This is a genomic window from Lentzea alba (genome assembly GCF_047445655.1).
GTDB classification, from domain to species: Bacteria; Actinomycetota; Actinomycetes; order Mycobacteriales; family Pseudonocardiaceae; genus Lentzea; species Lentzea alba_A.
This window is the reverse complement of the sequence record NZ_JAJAEG010000004.1, coordinates 19,199-36,766: the sequence shown is the minus strand read 5'-3', so window position 1 is coordinate 36,766 and position 17,568 is coordinate 19,199. Positions and strand designations below refer to the sequence as shown.

Below are 17,568 nucleotides of genomic sequence, written 5' to 3'. Positions count from 1 at the left end.
CCAGTCACCTCATTCGAATTTCAGGTCAACAGAGCCAAGTCCGGCGAACTCGGCGTGGAACTCGTCTCCCGGCCGCGCGTCGATTGCCCGCGTGCACGAGCCCGGCAGCACGATGTCACCGGCCAACAGCCGGACACCGAACGACGCGACCTTCTCCGCCAGCCACGCCACCGCGATCGCCGGATCGCCCAGCACGGCGTCACCGCGCCCTTCAGCAACGACCTCACCGTTGCGACGCAACGTTGCTGCCACTGCGCCGATGTCCAGTTCGGACGGACGAACGCGCTCGGAGCCCAGCATGAAGCCTGCCGACGACGCGTTGTCCGCGATGGTGTCCTGCAGGCCGATCCGCCAGTTCTCGATCCGGCTGTCGATCAGCTCGATGGCCGGCGCGACGAACTCGGTCGCTGCCAGCACGTCCTCGACCGTGCAGCCCTCACCGGGCAGGTCGCGGGCGAGCAGGAACGCGATCTCCACCTCGACCCGCGGGTACAGGTACGCCGAGGCGTCCGCGGTCCCGGCCAGCTGCATGTCGTCGAGCAGGTGGCCGTAGTCCGGTTCGTCGACGCCCATCATCTGCTGCATCGCCAGCGACGACAGCCCGACCTTGTGGCCGATGACGTCGCGGTTGCGGTGCCGGACGTTGAGCAGCTGGATCTCGTACGCGTCGATCACGTCGATCTCGGGGTACAGCTCGACCAGCGGCTTGATCGGCACGCGGTCGCGTTCCGCCACGCGCAGCAGTTCGGCGGCAGCCTCCCTGGACTGGATCGTCAGCACCTGGCCTCCTCCCCTGCACCTGATGATTTGGCAACGTGTTGCCCGGCGCGGCGGCCCGAGAAGACGCAGTCGGCGAGCGACAACCCGCTGACGTACGACTCCGAGCACACCCCGACGGCCGACCGACCGGCCGCGTACAGGCCGGGAACTCCTTGCACCTGACCGGTTTCCTCGTCCACGACGAGTCCGCCGAGCGTCAGCATCGGGCACGGGTAACCGAAACCGGCCCGCACCGACACGTTGATCAGCGAGTACGGCGGTCTGCCGAACGGTTCGGGCGTCCCGATCCCCGCCTTGGCCGCAACTTCTTCGACCGTCGGCGCGGTGACCAGTCCGGTCTTCAGCAGGTAGCGGGCCTGCCACCGTTGGAACGGTGCCGTCTGCGTCTTCACCTGCGCCTGGGCCACCTGCAGCACGTCGGCGTCGATCAGCAGCCACGCCTTGCCGCCGCGTTCGACGATCGCGTCCCCGATGGCCGCGCCGTACCGCGTCGCGTCACCGAACCTCTGGCCCTGCGCATCGACCAGAACCCCGCGTTGCAACGCACTGGGCGGCGTGACGAACCGCCACGCCGAGATCTTGTCCATCCGCGCGGTCCGGCCACCGGCCGCGACACCCATCCGGATACCGGAGCCGTCGTCCGCGGGTGTGCCGAGCGCAAGACCGCCGCGGTAGGCCGGAGCGTTCTCGTGCACCGACGCGCGATCAGCGATGAACCCACCAGCGGTGATCACGACACCCTGCCGTGCGGAAACCACGACCTCGCTGCCGAACCGGCGTTCCAGCCAACCGGCCAGCCCGAACAGCTTCCGGCCGAGCGGCGGGTAGTAGATCCACGGCTTGGCACCGGCCTTCGCCAGCACCCGGTGCAGCGCCTGCGGAAGGCCCGACAACCTGCGACAACGCACACCGGTCACCCGGCCGTTCGAGGTGATCAGCTCAACCGCGGTCGTCTGCGTCATGACCCGCGCACCGGCCCGGCGCGTCGCCTCGGCCAGCCGCGCGAAGAAGAGCTTGCCGGAGACGCCCTTCGCCCTGGCCCGGTGGCCACGCGGCGCCGGATCGGGCCACGCGTTCTCGCTGCCGGACTGGTAGAGGTAGTAGTCGTCGGTCGGGTACGAGGTCTTGAACGGGCACAGGCTCGCCGAGAACGGCACGCCCTGGTCCTCCAGCCAGGCCAACATCTTGGCGCTGTCCTCGCAGAACCGCCGCAGCGTCACCTCGGAGACCGCGTTCCGGACCTCGTGCTTCAGATAGGCGAACATCGCCTCGGGTGTGTCCGCGACGCCGGCCTCGACCTGCTGCCGCGTCCCGCCGCCCGCGTACACGATGCCGCCGGACAGCGCGGTCGTCCCACCACCTCCGAACCGGTCCAGCACCACCACTGACGCACCGGCCGCCGCAGCCTCGATGGCGGCGCACGCGCCGGCCGCACCGAAGCCGATGACGACCACGTCAGCGGTGACTTCCACGCAACCCTCCAGAAACAGGTTCTTGGTGAGTCGACTTGCCTGGAACTCCTACACCATAGCGCCAAACCGGCTCAGAACTATAACCTGTTCTAGTCTGAGTCACCGGGGAGGTGCGATGTACGACGTGATCGTCGTCGGCAGCGGCGCGGCAGGCATGACAGCCGCCCTCTGCACCGCTCAGCACGGCCTGCGCACCCTCGTCATCGAGAAGGCCGAGCACTTCGGCGGCTCGACCGCGCGGTCCGGCGGCGGCATCTGGGTGCCGAACAACGCCGTGGTCGCCGCCAACGGCATTCCCGACTCACCAGAGCAGGCCAGCACCTACCTGGAGCACATCGCCGGGGACGTGCCCGCCGAACTGCGTGAGGCGTTCCTGAACGCCGGACCGGCGATGCTCGCGTTCGTCGTCGCGCACACGCCGCTGAGGTTCCGCTGGGTCCGCGACTACGCCGACTACTACCCCGAGGCGCCCGGCGGCCAGCCCAGAGGCCGGTCGGTCGAGCCCTTGCCGTTCAACACGAACCTCCTCGGTGAGGAGATCAAGGACCTCGAACCGCCGTACGTGCCAACGCCGGCGGGCATCGTGATCACCCAATCCGACTACAGGTGGCTGACGCTGATCGGGCGGCATCCACGAGGTCTGTTCACCGCGATGAAGGTCTTCGCCCGCCGGTTCCTGCCGGGCAGGCGCCTGACGATGGGCCAGGCACTCGCCGCAGGGCTCAGAGCAGGCCTGAAGGCGCTGAACGTCGAGGTCCGGCTCAACACCGCGATGACCGACCTGCACTACGAGAACGGCCGGGTCGCAGGCGTTCTCGTGGGAGACAGGCTGATCACCTCGAAGCACGTCGTCCTGGCCGCGGGCGGGTTCGAGCACAACGAGCGCCTGCGCAAACAGCACCAGGACATCGGTACGGAGTGGACGGTCGGCGCGAGGGCCAACACCGGCGACGGCATCGAGGCCGGCCTGCGGGCGGGTGCGGCCGTCGGGCTGATGGAGGACGCCTGGTGGGGCCCGTCGGTCCCGCTGCCGCGCGGCCCCTTCTTCCTGCTCGCCGAACGCTCATTGCCCGGCTGCGTGCTGGTCGACAAGACCGGACGTCGTTTCGTCAACGAGGCAGCGCCCTACATCGACGTGGTGAACGCGATGACCGGCGACACCTGGCTCGTCTTCGACCACACCTACCGCAGCCGCTACCCGTTCTGCGGCATCCCGCCACGACGGCCGCTCCCCCGGCGCTGGAAGGAGTCCGTGCTCACCGCGCCCAGCCTGGAAGAACTCGCCCAGGCAGCCGACCTGCCCGAACTCCTCGACACCGTCAGGCGGTTCAACACACTCGCGGTGGGCGGTAAGGACGAGGACTTCCACCGCGGCGACAGCGCGTACGACCGCTACTACGGCGATCCGCGCAACCATCCGAACCCCAACCTGGCTCCGCTGACGACGGGCCCGTTCTACGCGGTCAAGATCGTGCCCGGTGACCTCGGCACCAAAGGCGGCCTGCGCACCGACACCCACGCGCGGGTGCTGCGCGAGGACGGTTCGGTGATCGAAGGTCTGTACGCGGCGGGCAACACCAGCGCGTCCGTGATGGGCCACACCTACGCGGGTGCCGGCGCCACCCTCGGACCGGCGATGACCTTCGGCTATCTCGCCGGACTCGACATCTCTGGAGGAACGCGATGACGCAGGACGCTGTGCGCACGATCGACACCGGCGCGCCTCCCGCTCGGTTCGCGCGCGGCTGGCACTGCCTCGGCCTCGCCGACCACTTCCGCGACGGCAAACCGCACGCGATCGAGGCGTTCGGCACGAAGCTCGTGGTGTTCGCGACCGAGGACGGCAAGATCAACGTGCTCGACGGGTACTGCCGGCACATGGGCGGCGACCTCACCCAGGGCACGGTCAAGGGCAACGCCATCGCCTGCCCGTTCCACGACTGGCGCTGGGCGGGCAACGGCCGGTGCGTCGACATCCCTTACGCCAAGCGGGTTCCGCTGCGGGCGCGCACCCGGTCGTGGATCACGCTGGAGGAGAACAAGCAGCTCTTCGTGTGGAACGACCCGCAGGGCAACCCACCGCCGGACAACGTGATCATCCCGCGCATCGACGCCGCGTTCAGCACCGAGTGGAGCAACTGGACGTGGGACTCGGTGGTGATCGACAACGCGAACTGCCGCGAGATCATCGACAACGTCGTCGACATGGCGCACTTCTTCTACATCCACTTCGCGTTCCCGACGTACTTCAAGAACGTGATGGAGGGCCACGTCGCCTCGCAGTACCTGACCACGCGCGGACGCCCGGACGTCGCGATGGGCTCGAACTACACCGGTGACGTCGAGGTGCGTTCGGAGGCCGCGTACTACGGGCCGTCGTACATGATCGACTACCTGTGGAACGACTACAAGGGCATCGAGATCGAGACGGTGCTGATCAACTGCCACTACCCGATCTCGCCGACCTCGTTCAAGCTCCAGTGGGGCGCGATCGTGAAGAAGCTGCCGGGCGTCGACGACGTGCACGCCGACAAGATCGCCGCCAAGTTCGCGCGCGGCATCGGCGTCGGGTTCCTGCAGGACGTGGAGATCTGGCAGAACAAGACGCGGATCGACAACCCGTTGCTGTGCGAGGAGGACGGGCCGGTCTACCAGTTGCGGCGCTGGTACGAGCAGTTCTACGTCGACGTGGAGGACGTCACCGACGACATGGTGCGGCGCTTCGAGTTCGAGGTCGACACGAGCCGTGCCGTCGAGGTGTGGGAGAAGGAGGTCGCCGAGAATCTCGCCAGGAGGGAACCGGCACCTCAGGAGACGGCGACGTGAGCGAGCGCGACGAGTTCCTGCGTGGTGGCATGGAGCCCGTGCGGTGCGACTGCGGAAACCGGGTGCTGGTGAAGAAGAACAGCCCGCAGCACACGAGCGTGCAGTGGTTGTCGGACACCAGTTCCTGCCCTGAACTGTGCGGACCTCGGTCGGCGTTCCTGCCGACGTGCCTGCGGTTGCGGGACAGCATCGAGAAGGCCGTGCGCGATGGAACGCTGGAGGTCGCCGATGGCTGAGGTGCACCGGCTGCGGGTCGACGCCGTGATCGAGGAGACCGCGGACGCGCGCTCGTTCGTGCTGTCCGGGGCTTCGTTCTCGTCGCGGCCAGGTCAGTTCCTGACCGTGCGAGCGGGCGACGTGGCGCGCTGCTACTCCCTGTCCAGCGCGCCGGGTGAGCCGTTGAAGATCACGGTCAAGCGGACGCCGGACGGGTACGGGTCGGTCTGGATGTGCTCCTCGGTGAGCGTCGGCGCTGAGTTGGACGTGCTGGCGCCGGCCGGGGTGTTCACGCCCTCGTCTTTGGACGGGTCGTTGCTGGCGTTCGCGGCCGGCAGCGGGATCACGCCGGTGATGTCGATCATCAGGGCCGTGCTCCTCCAAGGCTCTGGCCGGGTTTTTCTGTTCTACGCCAACCGGGACGAGGGCTCGGTGATCTTCGCCCGCGAACTCGACTCGTTGGCTCGTGAACATCCGGATCGGCTCGTCGTCGTGCACTGGCTGGAGTCGGTGCAGGGGTTGCCTCATCTGGGGGCGTTGCGGGCGTTCGTCCGGGAGTGCGACGAGGCGTTCGTGTGCGGGCCCGGACCGTTCATGGAGGCTGCTCGCAAGGCGTTGCACGATGTTCCGGTGGTGCACGTCGAGAAGTTCGTGTCGTTGTCGAGTGATCCGTTCGCCGAGGTCGTGCCGGTGGTCGACGACCGGCCGGACGCGGTGGTCGAGGTGTCGCTGGACGGCGCTGAGCACCGGTTTCCGTGGCCCGCACGGCAGAAGCTGCTCGACCTGTTGCTGGAGAAGGGGCTCGACGCGCCGTACTCGTGCCGCGAGGGTGCGTGCAGCGCGTGCGCGTGCCGGCTGGTCGAGGGCGAGGTCAAGATGCTCAACAACGACGTGCTCGACTCCGAGGACATCGCCGACGGCATCGTGCTGGCGTGCCAGTCGGTTCCGGTCACCGACACGGTGAAGATCACCTACGAGTGAGGGGTGCTTGCATGCCGATCGATCCGGACATCGCGATCGGGGCGGAACTTCCCGAGATCAAGTTCTCCTGGACGCACTCGGACGTGCTGCTCTACCACCTGGCTTTGGGGGCCACCGAACTCCGGTACGTCTACGAGCAGGGCCTGGAGGTGCTGCCGACGTTCGGTGTGGTCGCGCCCCGGTTCCACGAGACCGCGCCGCCGGCCGTGTCGTTCCCCGGCGTCGACATCGACCTCGCGCGGGTTCTGCACGGGACGCAGGAGATCACCGTGCACACCGCTCTTCCCGCCGAGGGTGAGGCCGTGTTGCGGACGCGGATCGCGGACGTGTGGGACAAGGGCAAGGCGGCGGTCATCGTGCAGGAGTCGACTGCGGTGACTCCCGACGGGACCTCGCTCTACACCACTCGTTCCAGCATCTTCGCCCGCGGTGAGGGCGGGTTCGGCGGAGAACGCGGGCCTTCGGGCAAGGTCGAGGTGCCCTCGGGCGAGCCGGACTTCGTGATCGAGACGCCGACGTTGCCGCAGCAGGCTCACCTGTACCGGCTTTGCGGTGACCGGAACCCGTTGCACGCCGATCCTGCTTTCGCGCAGATGGCCGGGTTCGACCAGCCGATCCTGCACGGGCTGTGCACGTACGGCGTGGTGTGCAAGGCGGTGATCGATGCCGTGCTCGACGGTCCCGAGCAGGTGCTGTCGTTCGGCGCGAAGTTCGCGGGCGTGGTGTTCCCCGGCGAAACGCTGACCACGCGGGTGTGGCGGGACGGTCCGCGGCTCGTGCTCACGACGTCCGTCGCGGACCGTCCCGTTCTCGCTGACGCCGTGCTCAACACCGTGTGATGACTTCGGTCCCTTCGTCCCAGCGCCATTGCGGGTGATGCGGGCGCAGGTGGACTCCGCCGATCCACCTGTCGACACCGTTGAGCGTCACGTGGTCTTCCTCTCCCGCCAGTACCCGTGCCCCGGCCGGGGTCAGGGTCAGGCGGGTGTGGCGGGTGATCCGCTCGTCGGTGCCGAGCAGTGGAACGGGTGCGTGCGCCAGCCGTTCCATCAGCAGGAAACACCAGGTGTCGCCGAGGTACGGACGGGTTTCCCTGGCCGCCGCGCGGACGAACGCCGTGCCCGCGTCGGGTGCTCCGCCCGCGACGGCGGCCAGCACGCGCCGTTCGGTGAGAGACAGACCGTCGCGAGTGGACGGATACTCGCGGCTGAGCCGGTCGAACGCCTCGCCCAGGAACCGCAGCTCGCCCGAGCGCACGGCGGCGACCGCGTTCACCCCTTCCGGTGTCGGTGCCCGGAAGGCGTCCCACGCCTCGACGGCGAGCCGCACCGCGTCCGGCGTCAGGACCGCACACGCGTTCGTCGCGGGCAGATCGCGCAACTGCTCGGCCGTCAGCTCGCCGAGACCGCCGAAGCGGGCGATGCCGGGGTACTCACCGATGCAGATCAACGTGATGCGTTCGGCCGGCACACCGAGGTCCGCGAGCCGCGCGAGGATCTGGATGATCTGCAGCTGGTCGTACAGATCCGCTTCGAACCACAGCACGTACTCGCCGTCTCTGCCCGCTGCCAGGGTCCGGTCCCGCTCGGCGAACATGGCCGGGCCCTCCGCCCGGTCGTCGACGTTGCTGCGCGCGAGGAAGTCAGCTCTGATCCGGCGCAGTTCCTCGGTGCCCACCGCAGGCACCGGCCCTTCGTGCAGGGAGTCGCGCCAGTACAGGACGCGCCGCGCCAGCCCGGTCCCCGGCACGTCGGTGCTGTCGCCGTTGCTCACGTGCAACGCCTCGACGAGCGTCATGGTGGTGACCTCCGCTCCAGTGCCGCCAACCGCAGTTCCAACTGATCCACCCTGTGCCGCAACAGGGTCACCTGGGCTTCGAGGCTGACCTCCCGTTCGGCCCTGCGCTGGATCCGGGGTGAGCGGGCGGCGCGTTCCACGACGGCCTCCAGCGGAACCAGCCGCTGTGGCCCGTTCGGGCCGTCGACCAGGCGTGACTGGATCTCACCGTTGCGGTACCAGGACCGCAGGGCGGAGCGGGACACCCCGGTCTCCGCCTCGGCCTGCGCGAGCGACACCCACGGAGTGTCCTCCAGTTGCGCGAACAGCTGCAGCTCGTCCCGCCACTTCGCGAGCCGGTCCTCCCAGTCGGTTGCCATTGGTACACCACCCTGTCAGTGACACAGCATTGACATGGTTAATCGTAGGCGCGCACGCTCGACTCATGTTCGAGCGATTCACCGGGGAGGCCCGCCAGGTCGTCGTGCACGCTCAGGACGCCTCGCGGGAGCTGCAGCACAACCACATCGGGACCGAGCACGTGTTGCTCGGCCTCTTCCACGCACCGGCCAGCGTCCCGACCAGGGTGCTGCTCCAGCTGGGGTTCACCGAGGAGTCGGTCACGGCCGACGTGATCGAGATCGTCCCGCGCGGTGCGGAGCCGGCACCGAAGTCGCACATCCCGTTCACCCCGAGGGCGAAGAAGGTTCTCGAGCTGGCGCTGCGCGAGGCGCACAGCCTCGACCACAACCACATCGGGGCCGAGCACATCCTGCTGGGGCTGATCAAGGAAGGCGACGGGGTCGCGGCGAAGGTCCTCGCGAAACGCCTCGACGACCTGAAGCGCCTGCGCAAGCTCCTGCTGGCAGAGCTGGCCGAACCATCCACCCGCGCGCACAAGTCGACCACCGCCGCCGACGAGGCGTTCGCCGCGGCGGAAGCACTGGCCGGAGCGGGCCCGGTCGGCAGCCACCACCTGCTGGAGGCACTGGTCAGGTCGGAAGGCAGCATGGCGGCCCGTGTCCTCGCGGACCTCGGAATCGACCCGGACGCGATCGCCGCGAAGATCGACGAGCTCGACCCGGACACCACCACCGACGCCACGCCGGAGGAGACCGCCGCCCGCAAGATGGAGATCCGGCTAGGCGACGGCGAGGCGCAGCTGGTGTTCCGCGACGAACGCACCCTGGAGCTGGTCCGGCGCATCACCGAGGTGACCGGAGGCCCGATCCGGGGGACCGGGCCTGTCGCCGGCAGCTTCGTGCCGCTCTGGTCGTCGACGAACGACCTGTTGCTCCAACTCCTCGGGTACCTCCAGGCCGAGCCGGAGGACGAGACCAAGGGGCTGTTGAAGATGGTGCGCAAGGTGATGCGCGACCGGCTACGGCGACCCTAGGACCAGGCCGCTGGTCGGGACGCCTGTTCCCGCGGTGACCAGGACATGTTCGACGTTGGCGACCTGGTTCACCGCGGTGCCGCGCACCTGGCGCACACCCTCGGCGATGCCGTTCATGCCGTGCAGGTAGGCCTCGCCGAGCTGGCCGCCGTGCGGGTTGAGCGGCAGCGCTCCGTCCAGTTCCAGGGCTCCCGACGCCACGAAGTCCTTGGCCTCGCCCCTGCCGCAGAAGCCCAGCTCTTCCAGTTGGACCAGGACGAACGGGGTGAAGTGGTCGTAGAGCACCGCGACGTCCACATCGGACGGACCGATGCCCGACTTCTCCCACAGACCTCTTGCCACCACGCCCATCTCCGGCAACCTGGTCAGGTCGTCGCGGTAGTAGCTCGTCATCGTGAACTGGTCGACGCTGCTGCCCTGCGTGGCGGCCTTGATGTGCGCGGGTTTGTTCTTGAGATCGCGGGCGCGTTCTTTCGACGTCACGACCAGCGCCACACCGCCGTCGGTCTCCTGGCAGCAGTCGAGCAGGTGCAGTGGTTCGGCGATCCAGCGGGAGTTCTGGTGGTCTTCGAGGGTGATCGGCCTGTTGTGGAACCACGCGTGCGGGTTCGTGGCGGCGTGCTTGCGGTCGATCACCGCGATCCGGCCGAAGTCCTCTGACGTCGCGCCGTACTCGTGCATGTACCGGCGGGCGAACATCGCGACCATCGCGGCGGGCGTGCCCAGGCCCATCGGGTACGACCAGCTGTTGTCGATGTTGACCGCCGCCGCGGTCTGGACCTGGCCGAACCGGTGGCCCGAGCGTTCGTTGAACGCCCGGTAGCAGACGACGACCTTCGCCGCGCCGGTCTCGACGGCCATCGCGGCCTGCTGGACTGTCGCGCACGCCGCCCCGCCGCCGTAGTGGACGCGGCTGAAGAACGTCAGCTCCGGGATGCCCAGTTCGCGAGCGACCGCGATCTCGGCGTTGGTGTCCATGGTGAAGCTGACGAGTCCGTCCACATCAGACGGTTCGAGTCCGGCGTCGTCGAGTGCCGCCCTGACCGCCTCGGCTGCCAGTTGGAGTTCGCTGCGACCGGAGTCCTTGGAGAAGTCGGTCGCGCCGATGCCTGCGATCGCAGTGTTCATGCCGGCACCTCGATCTTGACCGTGCCGGTGACGTGGTCGCCGTGCCCCGTCCTGCCGACGACCTCGATGGTCAGGTCCTGGTCCTCGCGCCCGATGACCTGGCCGAAGAACTTCAACGTGTCGTAGGCGTAGCAGGGCGCGCCGAGCCGGATGTTCACCTGACGCACCAACGCCTCCGGGCCCGCCCAGTCCGTGACGTACCGCTGCACCAGGCCGGTCGTGGTGAGGATGTTGATGAAGATGTCCTTCGACCCGCGCTGGACCGCGAGGTCGCGGTCGTGGTGCACGTCCTGGAAGTCGCGCGTCGCGATCGCCGTGCTGATCACGAACGTCGGCGTGGCCTCGACGTGCCACTCGGGCAGGGAATCACCGATCCGCACGGGGCCTCCAGCTCGGCATCGTCAGTTCGTCGTCGACCTTCGTGAACACGACCTCGACCGGCAGCCCGATGCTCGGTTCGCCGTCCAGTTCGCCGAGCATCCGGACGCCCTCGTCGAGTTCGATCAACGCGACCACGAACGGGGTCTGCTTGCCCGGCACCTGCGGGTGGTGGTGCACGACGTAGCTGTAGACCACGCCGCGGCCGTCCGAGACGAGGTACTTCGGTTTGGTGGCACCGCATTCCGGGCACATCGGGCCTGGTGGGTGCCGGAGCAGCCCGCACTGACCGCACCGCTGGATGCGGAGTTCGCCCTGCCGGCAGCCTTCCCAGAAGTACTCGGTGTCGCGGTTGACCGCAGGGCGAATCGCTTGAGAGGTGGGTTGGGCTGCGGGTGCAGCGGTTTCGGGCGCGGCGGCGGGCCGGAACTTCAGGACCCGGAACCGCATCTCGGCGACCGGCTCATCCCCGACGTACCAGGTGCTCCTGGTCGTGACGAACCAGCCTTCGCCCAGCGCGGTCTTCTTCGGCCCGGTGACGTCCTCCAGCGTCGACGTCACCGAGAGGTGCTCACCGATCTTCAGGTACCGGTGGTACGTCTGGTCGCTGTTCGTCGCCACCACGGACGTGAACCCTGCCTCGTCCAGGATCTTCATCATGGCGCCGAGCGGGTCGTCGAGGGTGCGCTGCCCGTGCAACCCGCCCATCGTCCACACCTGGACCATCGCGGGCGGCGCCACCTCGGTGTAGCCGGGGTGCTGGTCGCCCAACGCCTCCAGCCAGTTGTTGATCATCGGCAGGTTCACCGGATCACGGGCGAGCCTCGGCGCCGACTCGCCCAGCTCGGCGATGCGCGCTGCCTCTTTCTCGATGTCGATCATCGCACCACCCGTGGTAGACCGAGCCCGATGTTGGCGATCAGCTCGCGCTGGATCTCCTGCACTCCCCCGCCGAAGGTCAGCACGAGGTTGCGCCGCGCCTGCACGTCCAGCCACCTGACGAGGTCCGCGGGAGCGCCGTGCCGTCCGACCAGTTCTTCGAGCAGCCGGCCGACGCGTTGCGTGCGGTCCGCGGCGAACACCTTGGTGGCACTGGCGTCCGCGACCTCCACCTCACCGCTCGCGACCTGCCAGTTGAGCAGCTCGTTCACCCGGTGCACCGCACGCGCCTCGGCGAACGCCCGACGCACGTCCGGTTCGTCGAGGAGCTGGCGTTCGGCGGCCCAGCTGTGCACGCGTTCCACCAGCGCGCCGAGCCTGCCGGACGGGCCGAGCATCACGCGTTCGTGGTTGAGCTGGGTGGTGATCAGCCGCCAGCCCTTGTTCTCCTCGCCGACCCTGCGGTTCTCGGGCACGCGCACGTCGTTGTAGTAGGTGGCGTTCACGTGATGCGCGCCGTCGCACGTGATGATCGGCGTCCACGAGTAGCCGGGGTCTTTGGTGTCGACGATGAGGATCGTGATGCCCTTGTGCCGCGAGTCCGCCGCTCCAGTGCGGCACGCCAGCCACACGTAGTCGGCGTCGTGACCACCGGTCGTGAAGGTCTTCTGCCCGTTGACGATGTAGTGATCGTCTTGCCGGATTGCCTTGGTGCGCAACGACGCCAGGTCCGTGCCCGCGTCCGGTTCGGTGTAGCCGATGGCGAAGTGGAGGTCACCGCTGAGGATGCGCGGCAGGAAGAAGTCCTTCTGTTCGTCAGTGCCGAAAGCCTGCAAGGTCGGCCCGACCGTCTGCAGCGTCACGTACGGCAGCGGGACGTCCGCACGGGCGGCCTCGTTCACGAAGATCTGCTGCTCGACGGGCCCGAACCCCTTGCCGCCGTACTCCTCCGGCCATCCGACGCCGAGCCTGCCGTCACGTCCGAGCCTGCGCACGAGCGCGCGATAGGTCTCGCCGTGCCGTTCGGTGAGCATCGCCTCGCGTTCCTCGGCGGACATGAGGTTCGCGAAGTACTCGCGCAACTCGTCCCGCAAGGCGCGCTGTTCGGCGGTGAGGTCAATGAACATCGATGGCCCCCAAGCGGTGCTCCACTCCGCCGACGAACCGCGTCAGCTCCTTGGCCATGCCGTAGTACCGGTGCATCGGGTAGGTGATGTCGAGGCCGAGCCCGCCGTGCAGGTGGTGGCAGGTGTGCACGGCCGGCAACGCCTCGGCCGCCAGCCAGTAGGCCGCTGTGCCGAGGTCGTTGTCGTCGAGGCTCCAGCAGGCGGTCAACGCCGCCAGGTGGAGGGTGCGGGCGGCGATGTAGACGTCCGCGACCTGGCAGGCCGCGGACTGGAAGGTGGAGAGCGGCTTGCCGAACTGGTGGCGGGTGCCGACGTGCTTCACGGTGAGGTCGAGCGCGCCAGCGAGGACGCCGTCGCCCACCGCGCAGGCACCGGCCAGGGCTAGTCGACGGATGCCATCGGCCGCACTGCCCTGTGGAGCCGGTTGGCGGGTGCCTTCGGCCGCACCATCCCCCACCCCCAACACCTGCCCAGGTGCCTCGTCCAGCCGCACCCGGCCGTCCGATGTGGACACCCCATCCGCCACCGGATCCACCACGACCACGACCGGCCGGCCCTCCAGCGTCGCCGACACCAGAATCAGTTGCGCGGCGGTGGCGTGCGGGACGTTGATCTTCTCCCCCGACACCACCACCCCGGCGCCGTCCCACCGCGCCGTTGTCCCCGGCTCTGCAGGCAGCGGCAACGACGGCTCGCTCAGCGCCGCCGTCAACACCCCGTGCTGCTCCACCACCAGCGGCAACAACTCGTCCTGCTGCTCCGGCGTCCCGTACCGCACGATCGGCAGCACGCCCAACGCCAACGTCGCCAGCGCCGGCACGTCCACCGCCCGCCGGCCGACCTCCGTCAGCAACACCGCCGTCTCCAGCACCCCGAGCCCGTCACCGCCGAGCCGTTCCGGAACGGCCAGGGCCAGCAACCCCGCCTCCCCCATGGCTTTCCAGGGCGTGTCGCTCTCCCTGCCCAGCACGTCAGCCGCGAGCCGGCTGATCTCCCGCTGGGTCTCGTCGAGCTCGAAATCCATCAGGTCTCCCTCGGTAGACCGAGAATTCGTTCACCAGCGAGGTTCATCAGCACCTGCGTCGTGCCGCCCGCGATGCTCAGGCACCGCGTCAGCAAGAACTCGTGGACCAGCTCACCGTCGACGGCCGCGTCCGGCCCGAGCAGCTCGACCGCGAACTCCGCGACGTCCTGCCGTTGCCGCACCCCGACGAGCTTCCGCACGCTGGACTCCGCGCCCGGCCCCTGCCCGTCCAGCACGCGCAGGCTCGCCCGCAGCTCCAGCGCCGACACCGCCATGCCCTGTGACACCAGGGCACCCAGCCGTTCCGCGTGGTCCGTGGCGACCGGCGAGTCCAGGATCCGTTCCAGCGACTCACCCAGGGCCGACCCCATCGCGACCCGTTCGTTGGCCAGGGTGGTACGGGCCAGCCGCCAGCCGTCGTTGACCGCGCCGACCACGCAGTCGTCGGGCACGAACACGTCGTCCAGGAAGACCTCGTTGAACCGGGCATCGCCGGTGATCTCCCGCAACGGCCGCACCTCGACGCCGGCCGAACGCATGTCGACCAGGAAGTACGTGATGCCCTTGTGCTTCGGCACGGAGGAGTCCGTGCGGGCCAGGCAGATCGCCCAGTCGGCCTGGTGCGCCAGCGACGTCCACACCTTCTGCCCGGTCAGCCGCCAGCCTCCGTCCACCCGGACCGCCTTGGTGCGCAACGACGCCAGGTCCGAGCCGGCCTCCGGTTCGCTGAACAGCTGGCACCACGTGATCTCGCCGCGCAACGTCGGCCGCACGAACCGTTCCTGCTGCTCCGGCGTCCCGTGGTGGAGGATCGTCGGCCCCGCCCACGCACCGATGATCAGGTCCGGCCGGCGCACCCCGGCGCGGTGGAACTCGTCGTCGATCACCAGCTGCCGCGCCGGCGAGGCGTCCAACCCGAACGGACGCGGCCAGTGCGGTACGAGGAAACCGCTGTCCGCCAGCCGTTCCCGTTGCGCACCCACATCCAGCCCGGCGATCTCCAGCGCGAACGCCCGCACCTCGGGATCGCTCTCGACCTCCACCGAGTGCGAACGCCGCACACCGGACAACGCCAGCTCCGCGACGCGGCGACGCCACCGTGCGACACCACCCGCGAGCTGCTGCAACACCAACGCCCGGCGCAGGTAGCGGTGCGCGTCGTGCTCCCAGGTGAACCCGATCCCACCGAGCACCTGGATGCAGTCCTTGGCATTGCGCACCGCCGCGTCCAGCGCCACGGCCGCCGCCACCGCTGCCGCCAGCGGGTCGCCGGGATCACGAGCCGCGTCCCACGCGACCGAAGAAGCCTGCTCGGCCCTGCAGAGCATCTCCACGCAGAGGTGCTTCACCGCCTGGAACGACCCGATCGCCCGCCCGAACTGCTGCCGCTGCTTGGCATACGAGACAGCGGTGTTCAGGCACCAGGTCGCCACACCGCTCGCCTCGGCGGCCATCAACGTCACCGCGAGATCGGTCGGATCTCCGACGACTTGGCCAGGCCCGTTCACCACCACCGAGCCCAACGACCGCGACAGGTCGACGGCCTGGAGCTCGGTGATCGAGCCAACCGGCACGAGTCTCCACTCGTCCGTCTTGACCAGCACGTGCGTCGCCTCAGCTGCACCCACCACGTGAGACGGCGAGAACCCGAACCCGGCGATCCCGTCGAAGTCCGGCACCAGCACGGACACCAGCGCGGTGGGGAACAACGGCCCCGGCGCGAGGTTCTCGGCGGCCCGCTCCAGCATCACCGCGAGGTCGACAACGGTGCCGCCCTCGCGCATCACCTCGAAGAACCCGACCCGGACGAGGTCGTCCCACTCGCCCTTGGCCGCGTCCACGCTCTCCCGCAACGAGTGGTGCTCCCCGGTCATGGCGATCGGCATGCGGCCTCCTCCAGTACGTGAAGAAGTTTATAGAACGTGTTCTAATTCCGGCAACAGATCATGCCTGGGAAACCGATCGAGTAGGATGAAGGGGCAGCTGCAACACGTTCCAGGAGGATCATCTCCGTGTCACCTTCGAAGTCGCGCACGGACGCTCTCATGGCGGGCGAGGAGCTCAGCTCCGCGGCCCAGCGCGAGCGGCGCAAGAGGATCGTCGACGCGACCATCGCGCTGGCGTCCAAGGGCGGGTTCGACGCCGTCCAGATGCGCGCCGTCGCCGACCGGGCAGACGTCGCACTGGGCACGTTGTACCGCTACTTCCCGTCGAAGGTCCACCTGCTCGTGTCGAGCCTCGCGGTAGAACTCGAGCGCGCCCAGGAAAAGATGGACCGCACCACGGTCCCCGGCGACAGCGCCTACGAGCGCGTGCTGTTCGTCCTCGGCCGCATCACCAGGGGTCTGCAGCGCAACCCGCACCTCACCGAGGCGATGACGCGCGCGTTCACCTTCGCCGACGCCTCCGCGGGCGCCGAGATCGACCGCGTCTCCTGGCTCATGGAATCGATGTTCACCCGCGCGATGAGCGACGAAGAGCCGACCGACGAGCAGAAGGCCATCGCCCGCGTCATCGGCGACGTGTGGCTGTCGAACCTGGTCGCCTGGGTCACCCGCCGCGCCACCGCCACCGACGTCGCGAACCGCCTGGAACTCACCGTCCGCCTGCTGCTGAAATAGCCGCAAGCCACTCCGGACTCCCGTAAGGTCAAGTTCAGGCTGGGGGGCCGTGCACCGACACGAGTTGGTCTCCCCTCGGCACGAGTTCTCTGGGGGAGTCCTCATGAAGCGAACGTTCGCAGCCCTGTTGTTCTCGCTCCTGGCGGCCGGCGGGGTGCTGGCCGTGGCTCCAGCAGGCCCCGCTTACTTCGACGTCGTCATCGCCTGCGCGCACGGGTGCCCCGGCACGCCCTGACCCGAACCGTCCGCGCCATCGGCCGTCAACCGTCAAACCACCACTGACGCCCGCCCCGCCCATAAACTCAGGTTTACGGGCGGGGCGAAGGCGTCAACAGGGCTTCCTCCCTCGTCCGCGAGATCTCTGGGGGAGCTCTCTTGAAACGAACGTTCAAAACCGCCATGGCCTCGTTGATCGTGGCCGCTTCACTGCTCACCGCGCCTCCTGCGGGACACGCACAGAAGCCCGCCGAGGACGTCGGCATCACGGGCATCGGCGAGGCCACCGACATCAAGGCGGAACCGACCTGGATCCGCTTCCGGCCCGACGTGAACTACGGCCCGCACCTGGTGCTCGAGTTCGGCACCGACATCGCGTCGATCTGCCAGATCTACGGCGCCGACAACCTGCTCTGGAGCCTGGTCTACGACCACGACAAGAGGTTCGTCGGCTTCACCCACAGCGACAACCTCACGCACACGAGGAGGAAGTGGTGCCCTGAGATCGGAAAGCTCACCAACCTGCAGCCTCAGTACAACCCCGCCTGGGTGCGCATGCACCCGGTGGACAACTGGGCCCACGAAACCGTGCAGGACAACGAAGACATCGTCTCGCACTGCTGGATCAGCTTCGGAGGGGAGAGCTTCGACCTGGTCGTAGCCCGCAGGACCAAAACGGTCGGCTTCATCCGCAGCGCTTACCTGGCCAACCCTGGAAGCCTCACCCGCTGCACCACTTGATCCACCC

At 68.5% G+C, this 17,568-nt stretch carries 19 protein-coding genes; 9 read left to right on the top strand and 10 right to left on the bottom strand.

Translation table 11 applies throughout. The features are described from left to right. Positions 1 to 9: 9 nt before the first annotated feature. Positions 10 to 780 carry a 2-keto-4-pentenoate hydratase gene (locus tag LFM09_RS07890; protein WP_414095640.1) on the bottom strand — a complete coding sequence of 257 codons (771 nt, stop codon included), beginning with the start codon at positions 778 to 780 and terminating at the stop codon, positions 10 to 12. Further along, entirely contained in the window at positions 774 to 2,252 is a 1,479-nt protein-coding gene (locus LFM09_RS07885) for an FAD-binding protein (RefSeq protein WP_414095639.1), read from the bottom strand. Before LFM09_RS07885 ends, LFM09_RS07890 begins: the two co-directional genes overlap by 7 nt. Positions 2,253 to 2,367: 115 nt before the next feature. Here LFM09_RS07885 and LFM09_RS07880 point away from each other — a divergent pair, with 115 nt between their 5' ends. The 5 genes from LFM09_RS07880 to LFM09_RS07860 are packed head-to-tail and all read left to right on the top strand — an operon-like array spanning position 2,368 to position 7,114. Next, positions 2,368 to 3,939 (top strand): FAD-dependent oxidoreductase, encoded by a 1,572-nt coding sequence (locus LFM09_RS07880; RefSeq protein ID WP_414095638.1) that lies wholly within the window; start codon positions 2,368 to 2,370, stop codon positions 3,937 to 3,939. Then, positions 3,936 to 5,078, top strand: a complete 1,143-nt coding sequence (locus tag LFM09_RS07875; RefSeq protein WP_414095637.1) for a Rieske 2Fe-2S domain-containing protein — start codon at positions 3,936 to 3,938, stop codon at positions 5,076 to 5,078. The genes LFM09_RS07880 and LFM09_RS07875 overlap by 4 nt, the downstream gene beginning before the upstream one ends. Positions 5,079 to 5,107: 29 nt before the next feature. Beyond that, entirely contained in the window at positions 5,108 to 5,314 is a 207-nt protein-coding gene (locus tag LFM09_RS07870; RefSeq protein WP_414095977.1) for a hypothetical protein, read from the top strand. After that, a complete protein-coding gene (locus LFM09_RS07865; protein WP_414095636.1) occupies positions 5,307 to 6,275 on the top strand; it encodes a 2Fe-2S iron-sulfur cluster-binding protein in 969 nt (322 codons plus the stop codon). The genes LFM09_RS07870 and LFM09_RS07865 overlap by 8 nt, the downstream gene beginning before the upstream one ends. 11 nt (positions 6,276 to 6,286) lie before the next feature. Continuing rightward, positions 6,287 to 7,114, top strand: coding sequence for a MaoC/PaaZ C-terminal domain-containing protein (locus tag LFM09_RS07860; protein ID WP_414095635.1), 828 nt, complete (start codon positions 6,287 to 6,289; stop codon positions 7,112 to 7,114). On the opposite strand, the gene LFM09_RS07855 is transcribed toward LFM09_RS07860, so the two are convergent. Continuing rightward, positions 7,101 to 8,072 carry a hypothetical protein gene (locus LFM09_RS07855; RefSeq protein ID WP_414095634.1) on the bottom strand — a complete coding sequence of 324 codons (972 nt, stop codon included), beginning with the start codon at positions 8,070 to 8,072 and terminating at the stop codon, positions 7,101 to 7,103. The two genes, LFM09_RS07860 and LFM09_RS07855, sit on opposite strands and share 14 nt — an antisense overlap. Beyond that, a complete protein-coding gene (locus LFM09_RS07850; protein WP_414095633.1) occupies positions 8,069 to 8,431 on the bottom strand; it encodes an excisionase in 363 nt (120 codons plus the stop codon). The genes LFM09_RS07855 and LFM09_RS07850 overlap by 4 nt, the downstream gene beginning before the upstream one ends. A 65-nt stretch (positions 8,432 to 8,496) precedes the next feature. Between LFM09_RS07850 and LFM09_RS07845 the strand changes: the two genes are divergently transcribed. Continuing rightward, positions 8,497 to 9,447, top strand: a complete 951-nt coding sequence (locus LFM09_RS07845; RefSeq protein ID WP_414095632.1) for a Clp protease N-terminal domain-containing protein — start codon at positions 8,497 to 8,499, stop codon at positions 9,445 to 9,447. Here the strand turns inward: LFM09_RS07845 and LFM09_RS07840 are convergent. The 6 genes from LFM09_RS07840 to LFM09_RS07815 are packed head-to-tail and all read right to left on the bottom strand — an operon-like array spanning position 9,433 to position 15,869. Beyond that, positions 9,433 to 10,575 carry a lipid-transfer protein gene (locus LFM09_RS07840; RefSeq protein WP_414095631.1) on the bottom strand — a complete coding sequence of 381 codons (1,143 nt, stop codon included), beginning with the start codon at positions 10,573 to 10,575 and terminating at the stop codon, positions 9,433 to 9,435. The genes LFM09_RS07845 and LFM09_RS07840 overlap by 15 nt on opposite strands. Further along, positions 10,572 to 10,955 carry a MaoC family dehydratase gene (locus tag LFM09_RS07835; protein ID WP_414095630.1) on the bottom strand — a complete coding sequence of 128 codons (384 nt, stop codon included), beginning with the start codon at positions 10,953 to 10,955 and terminating at the stop codon, positions 10,572 to 10,574. Before LFM09_RS07835 ends, LFM09_RS07840 begins: the two co-directional genes overlap by 4 nt. Further along, entirely contained in the window at positions 10,942 to 11,832 is an 891-nt protein-coding gene (locus LFM09_RS07830) for a Zn-ribbon domain-containing OB-fold protein (RefSeq protein WP_414095976.1), read from the bottom strand. The genes LFM09_RS07835 and LFM09_RS07830 overlap by 14 nt, the downstream gene beginning before the upstream one ends. Then, positions 11,832 to 12,959 carry an acyl-CoA dehydrogenase family protein gene (locus tag LFM09_RS07825; protein WP_414095629.1) on the bottom strand — a complete coding sequence of 376 codons (1,128 nt, stop codon included), beginning with the start codon at positions 12,957 to 12,959 and terminating at the stop codon, positions 11,832 to 11,834. The genes LFM09_RS07830 and LFM09_RS07825 overlap by 1 nt, the downstream gene beginning before the upstream one ends. Further along, positions 12,949 to 13,983 (bottom strand): acyl-CoA dehydrogenase family protein, encoded by a 1,035-nt coding sequence (locus LFM09_RS07820; RefSeq protein WP_414095628.1) that lies wholly within the window; start codon positions 13,981 to 13,983, stop codon positions 12,949 to 12,951. Before LFM09_RS07820 ends, LFM09_RS07825 begins: the two co-directional genes overlap by 11 nt. Beyond that, the gene (locus LFM09_RS07815) at positions 13,983 to 15,869 is read right to left on the bottom strand and encodes an acyl-CoA dehydrogenase family protein (protein WP_414095627.1); all 1,887 of its coding nucleotides are present in this window, start codon (positions 15,867 to 15,869) and stop codon (positions 13,983 to 13,985) included. The genes LFM09_RS07820 and LFM09_RS07815 overlap by 1 nt, the downstream gene beginning before the upstream one ends. Before the next feature lie 159 nt (positions 15,870 to 16,028). Between LFM09_RS07815 and kstR the strand changes: the two genes are divergently transcribed. The 3 genes from kstR (at position 16,029) to LFM09_RS07800 (ending at position 17,561) form a co-directional block, all read left to right on the top strand. Continuing rightward, the gene (gene kstR / locus LFM09_RS07810; RefSeq protein ID WP_414095975.1) at positions 16,029 to 16,604 is read left to right on the top strand and encodes a cholesterol catabolism transcriptional regulator KstR; all 576 of its coding nucleotides are present in this window, start codon (positions 16,029 to 16,031) and stop codon (positions 16,602 to 16,604) included. 103 nt (positions 16,605 to 16,707) lie between these two features. Further along, on the top strand, positions 16,708 to 16,839 hold the full coding sequence (locus LFM09_RS07805; RefSeq protein ID WP_414095626.1) for a hypothetical protein: 132 nt from the start codon (positions 16,708 to 16,710) through the stop codon (positions 16,837 to 16,839). Between the two features lie 140 nt (positions 16,840 to 16,979). Further along, on the top strand, positions 16,980 to 17,561 hold the full coding sequence (locus tag LFM09_RS07800) for a hypothetical protein (RefSeq protein WP_414095625.1): 582 nt from the start codon (positions 16,980 to 16,982) through the stop codon (positions 17,559 to 17,561). Positions 17,562 to 17,568 lie beyond the last annotated feature (7 nt).

Bases quoted from the DNA above. Each gene is read 5' to 3' on its own strand.
- LFM09_RS07860 (WP_414095635.1), top strand. From the start codon at position 6,287: ATGCCGATCGATCCGGACATCGCGATCGGGGCGGAACTTCCCGAGATC.
- LFM09_RS07870 (WP_414095977.1), top strand. From the start codon at position 5,108: ATGGAGCCCGTGCGGTGCGACTGCGGAAACCGGGTGCTGGTGAAGAAG.
- LFM09_RS07855 (WP_414095634.1), bottom strand. From the start codon at position 8,072: ATGACGCTCGTCGAGGCGTTGCACGTGAGCAACGGCGACAGCACCGAC.
- LFM09_RS07880 (WP_414095638.1), top strand. From the start codon at position 2,368: ATGTACGACGTGATCGTCGTCGGCAGCGGCGCGGCAGGCATGACAGCC.
- kstR (WP_414095975.1), top strand. From the start codon at position 16,029: ATGGCGGGCGAGGAGCTCAGCTCCGCGGCCCAGCGCGAGCGGCGCAAG.
- LFM09_RS07825 (WP_414095629.1), bottom strand. From the start codon at position 12,959: ATGTTCATTGACCTCACCGCCGAACAGCGCGCCTTGCGGGACGAGTTG.
- LFM09_RS07865 (WP_414095636.1), top strand. From the start codon at position 5,307: ATGGCTGAGGTGCACCGGCTGCGGGTCGACGCCGTGATCGAGGAGACC.
- LFM09_RS07815 (WP_414095627.1), bottom strand. From the start codon at position 15,869: ATGCCGATCGCCATGACCGGGGAGCACCACTCGTTGCGGGAGAGCGTG.
- LFM09_RS07805 (WP_414095626.1), top strand. From the start codon at position 16,708: ATGAAGCGAACGTTCGCAGCCCTGTTGTTCTCGCTCCTGGCGGCCGGC.
- LFM09_RS07850 (WP_414095633.1), bottom strand. From the start codon at position 8,431: ATGGCAACCGACTGGGAGGACCGGCTCGCGAAGTGGCGGGACGAGCTG.
- LFM09_RS07875 (WP_414095637.1), top strand. From the start codon at position 3,936: ATGACGCAGGACGCTGTGCGCACGATCGACACCGGCGCGCCTCCCGCT.
- LFM09_RS07840 (WP_414095631.1), bottom strand. From the start codon at position 10,575: ATGAACACTGCGATCGCAGGCATCGGCGCGACCGACTTCTCCAAGGAC.
- LFM09_RS07820 (WP_414095628.1), bottom strand. From the start codon at position 13,983: ATGGATTTCGAGCTCGACGAGACCCAGCGGGAGATCAGCCGGCTCGCG.
- LFM09_RS07845 (WP_414095632.1), top strand. From the start codon at position 8,497: ATGTTCGAGCGATTCACCGGGGAGGCCCGCCAGGTCGTCGTGCACGCT.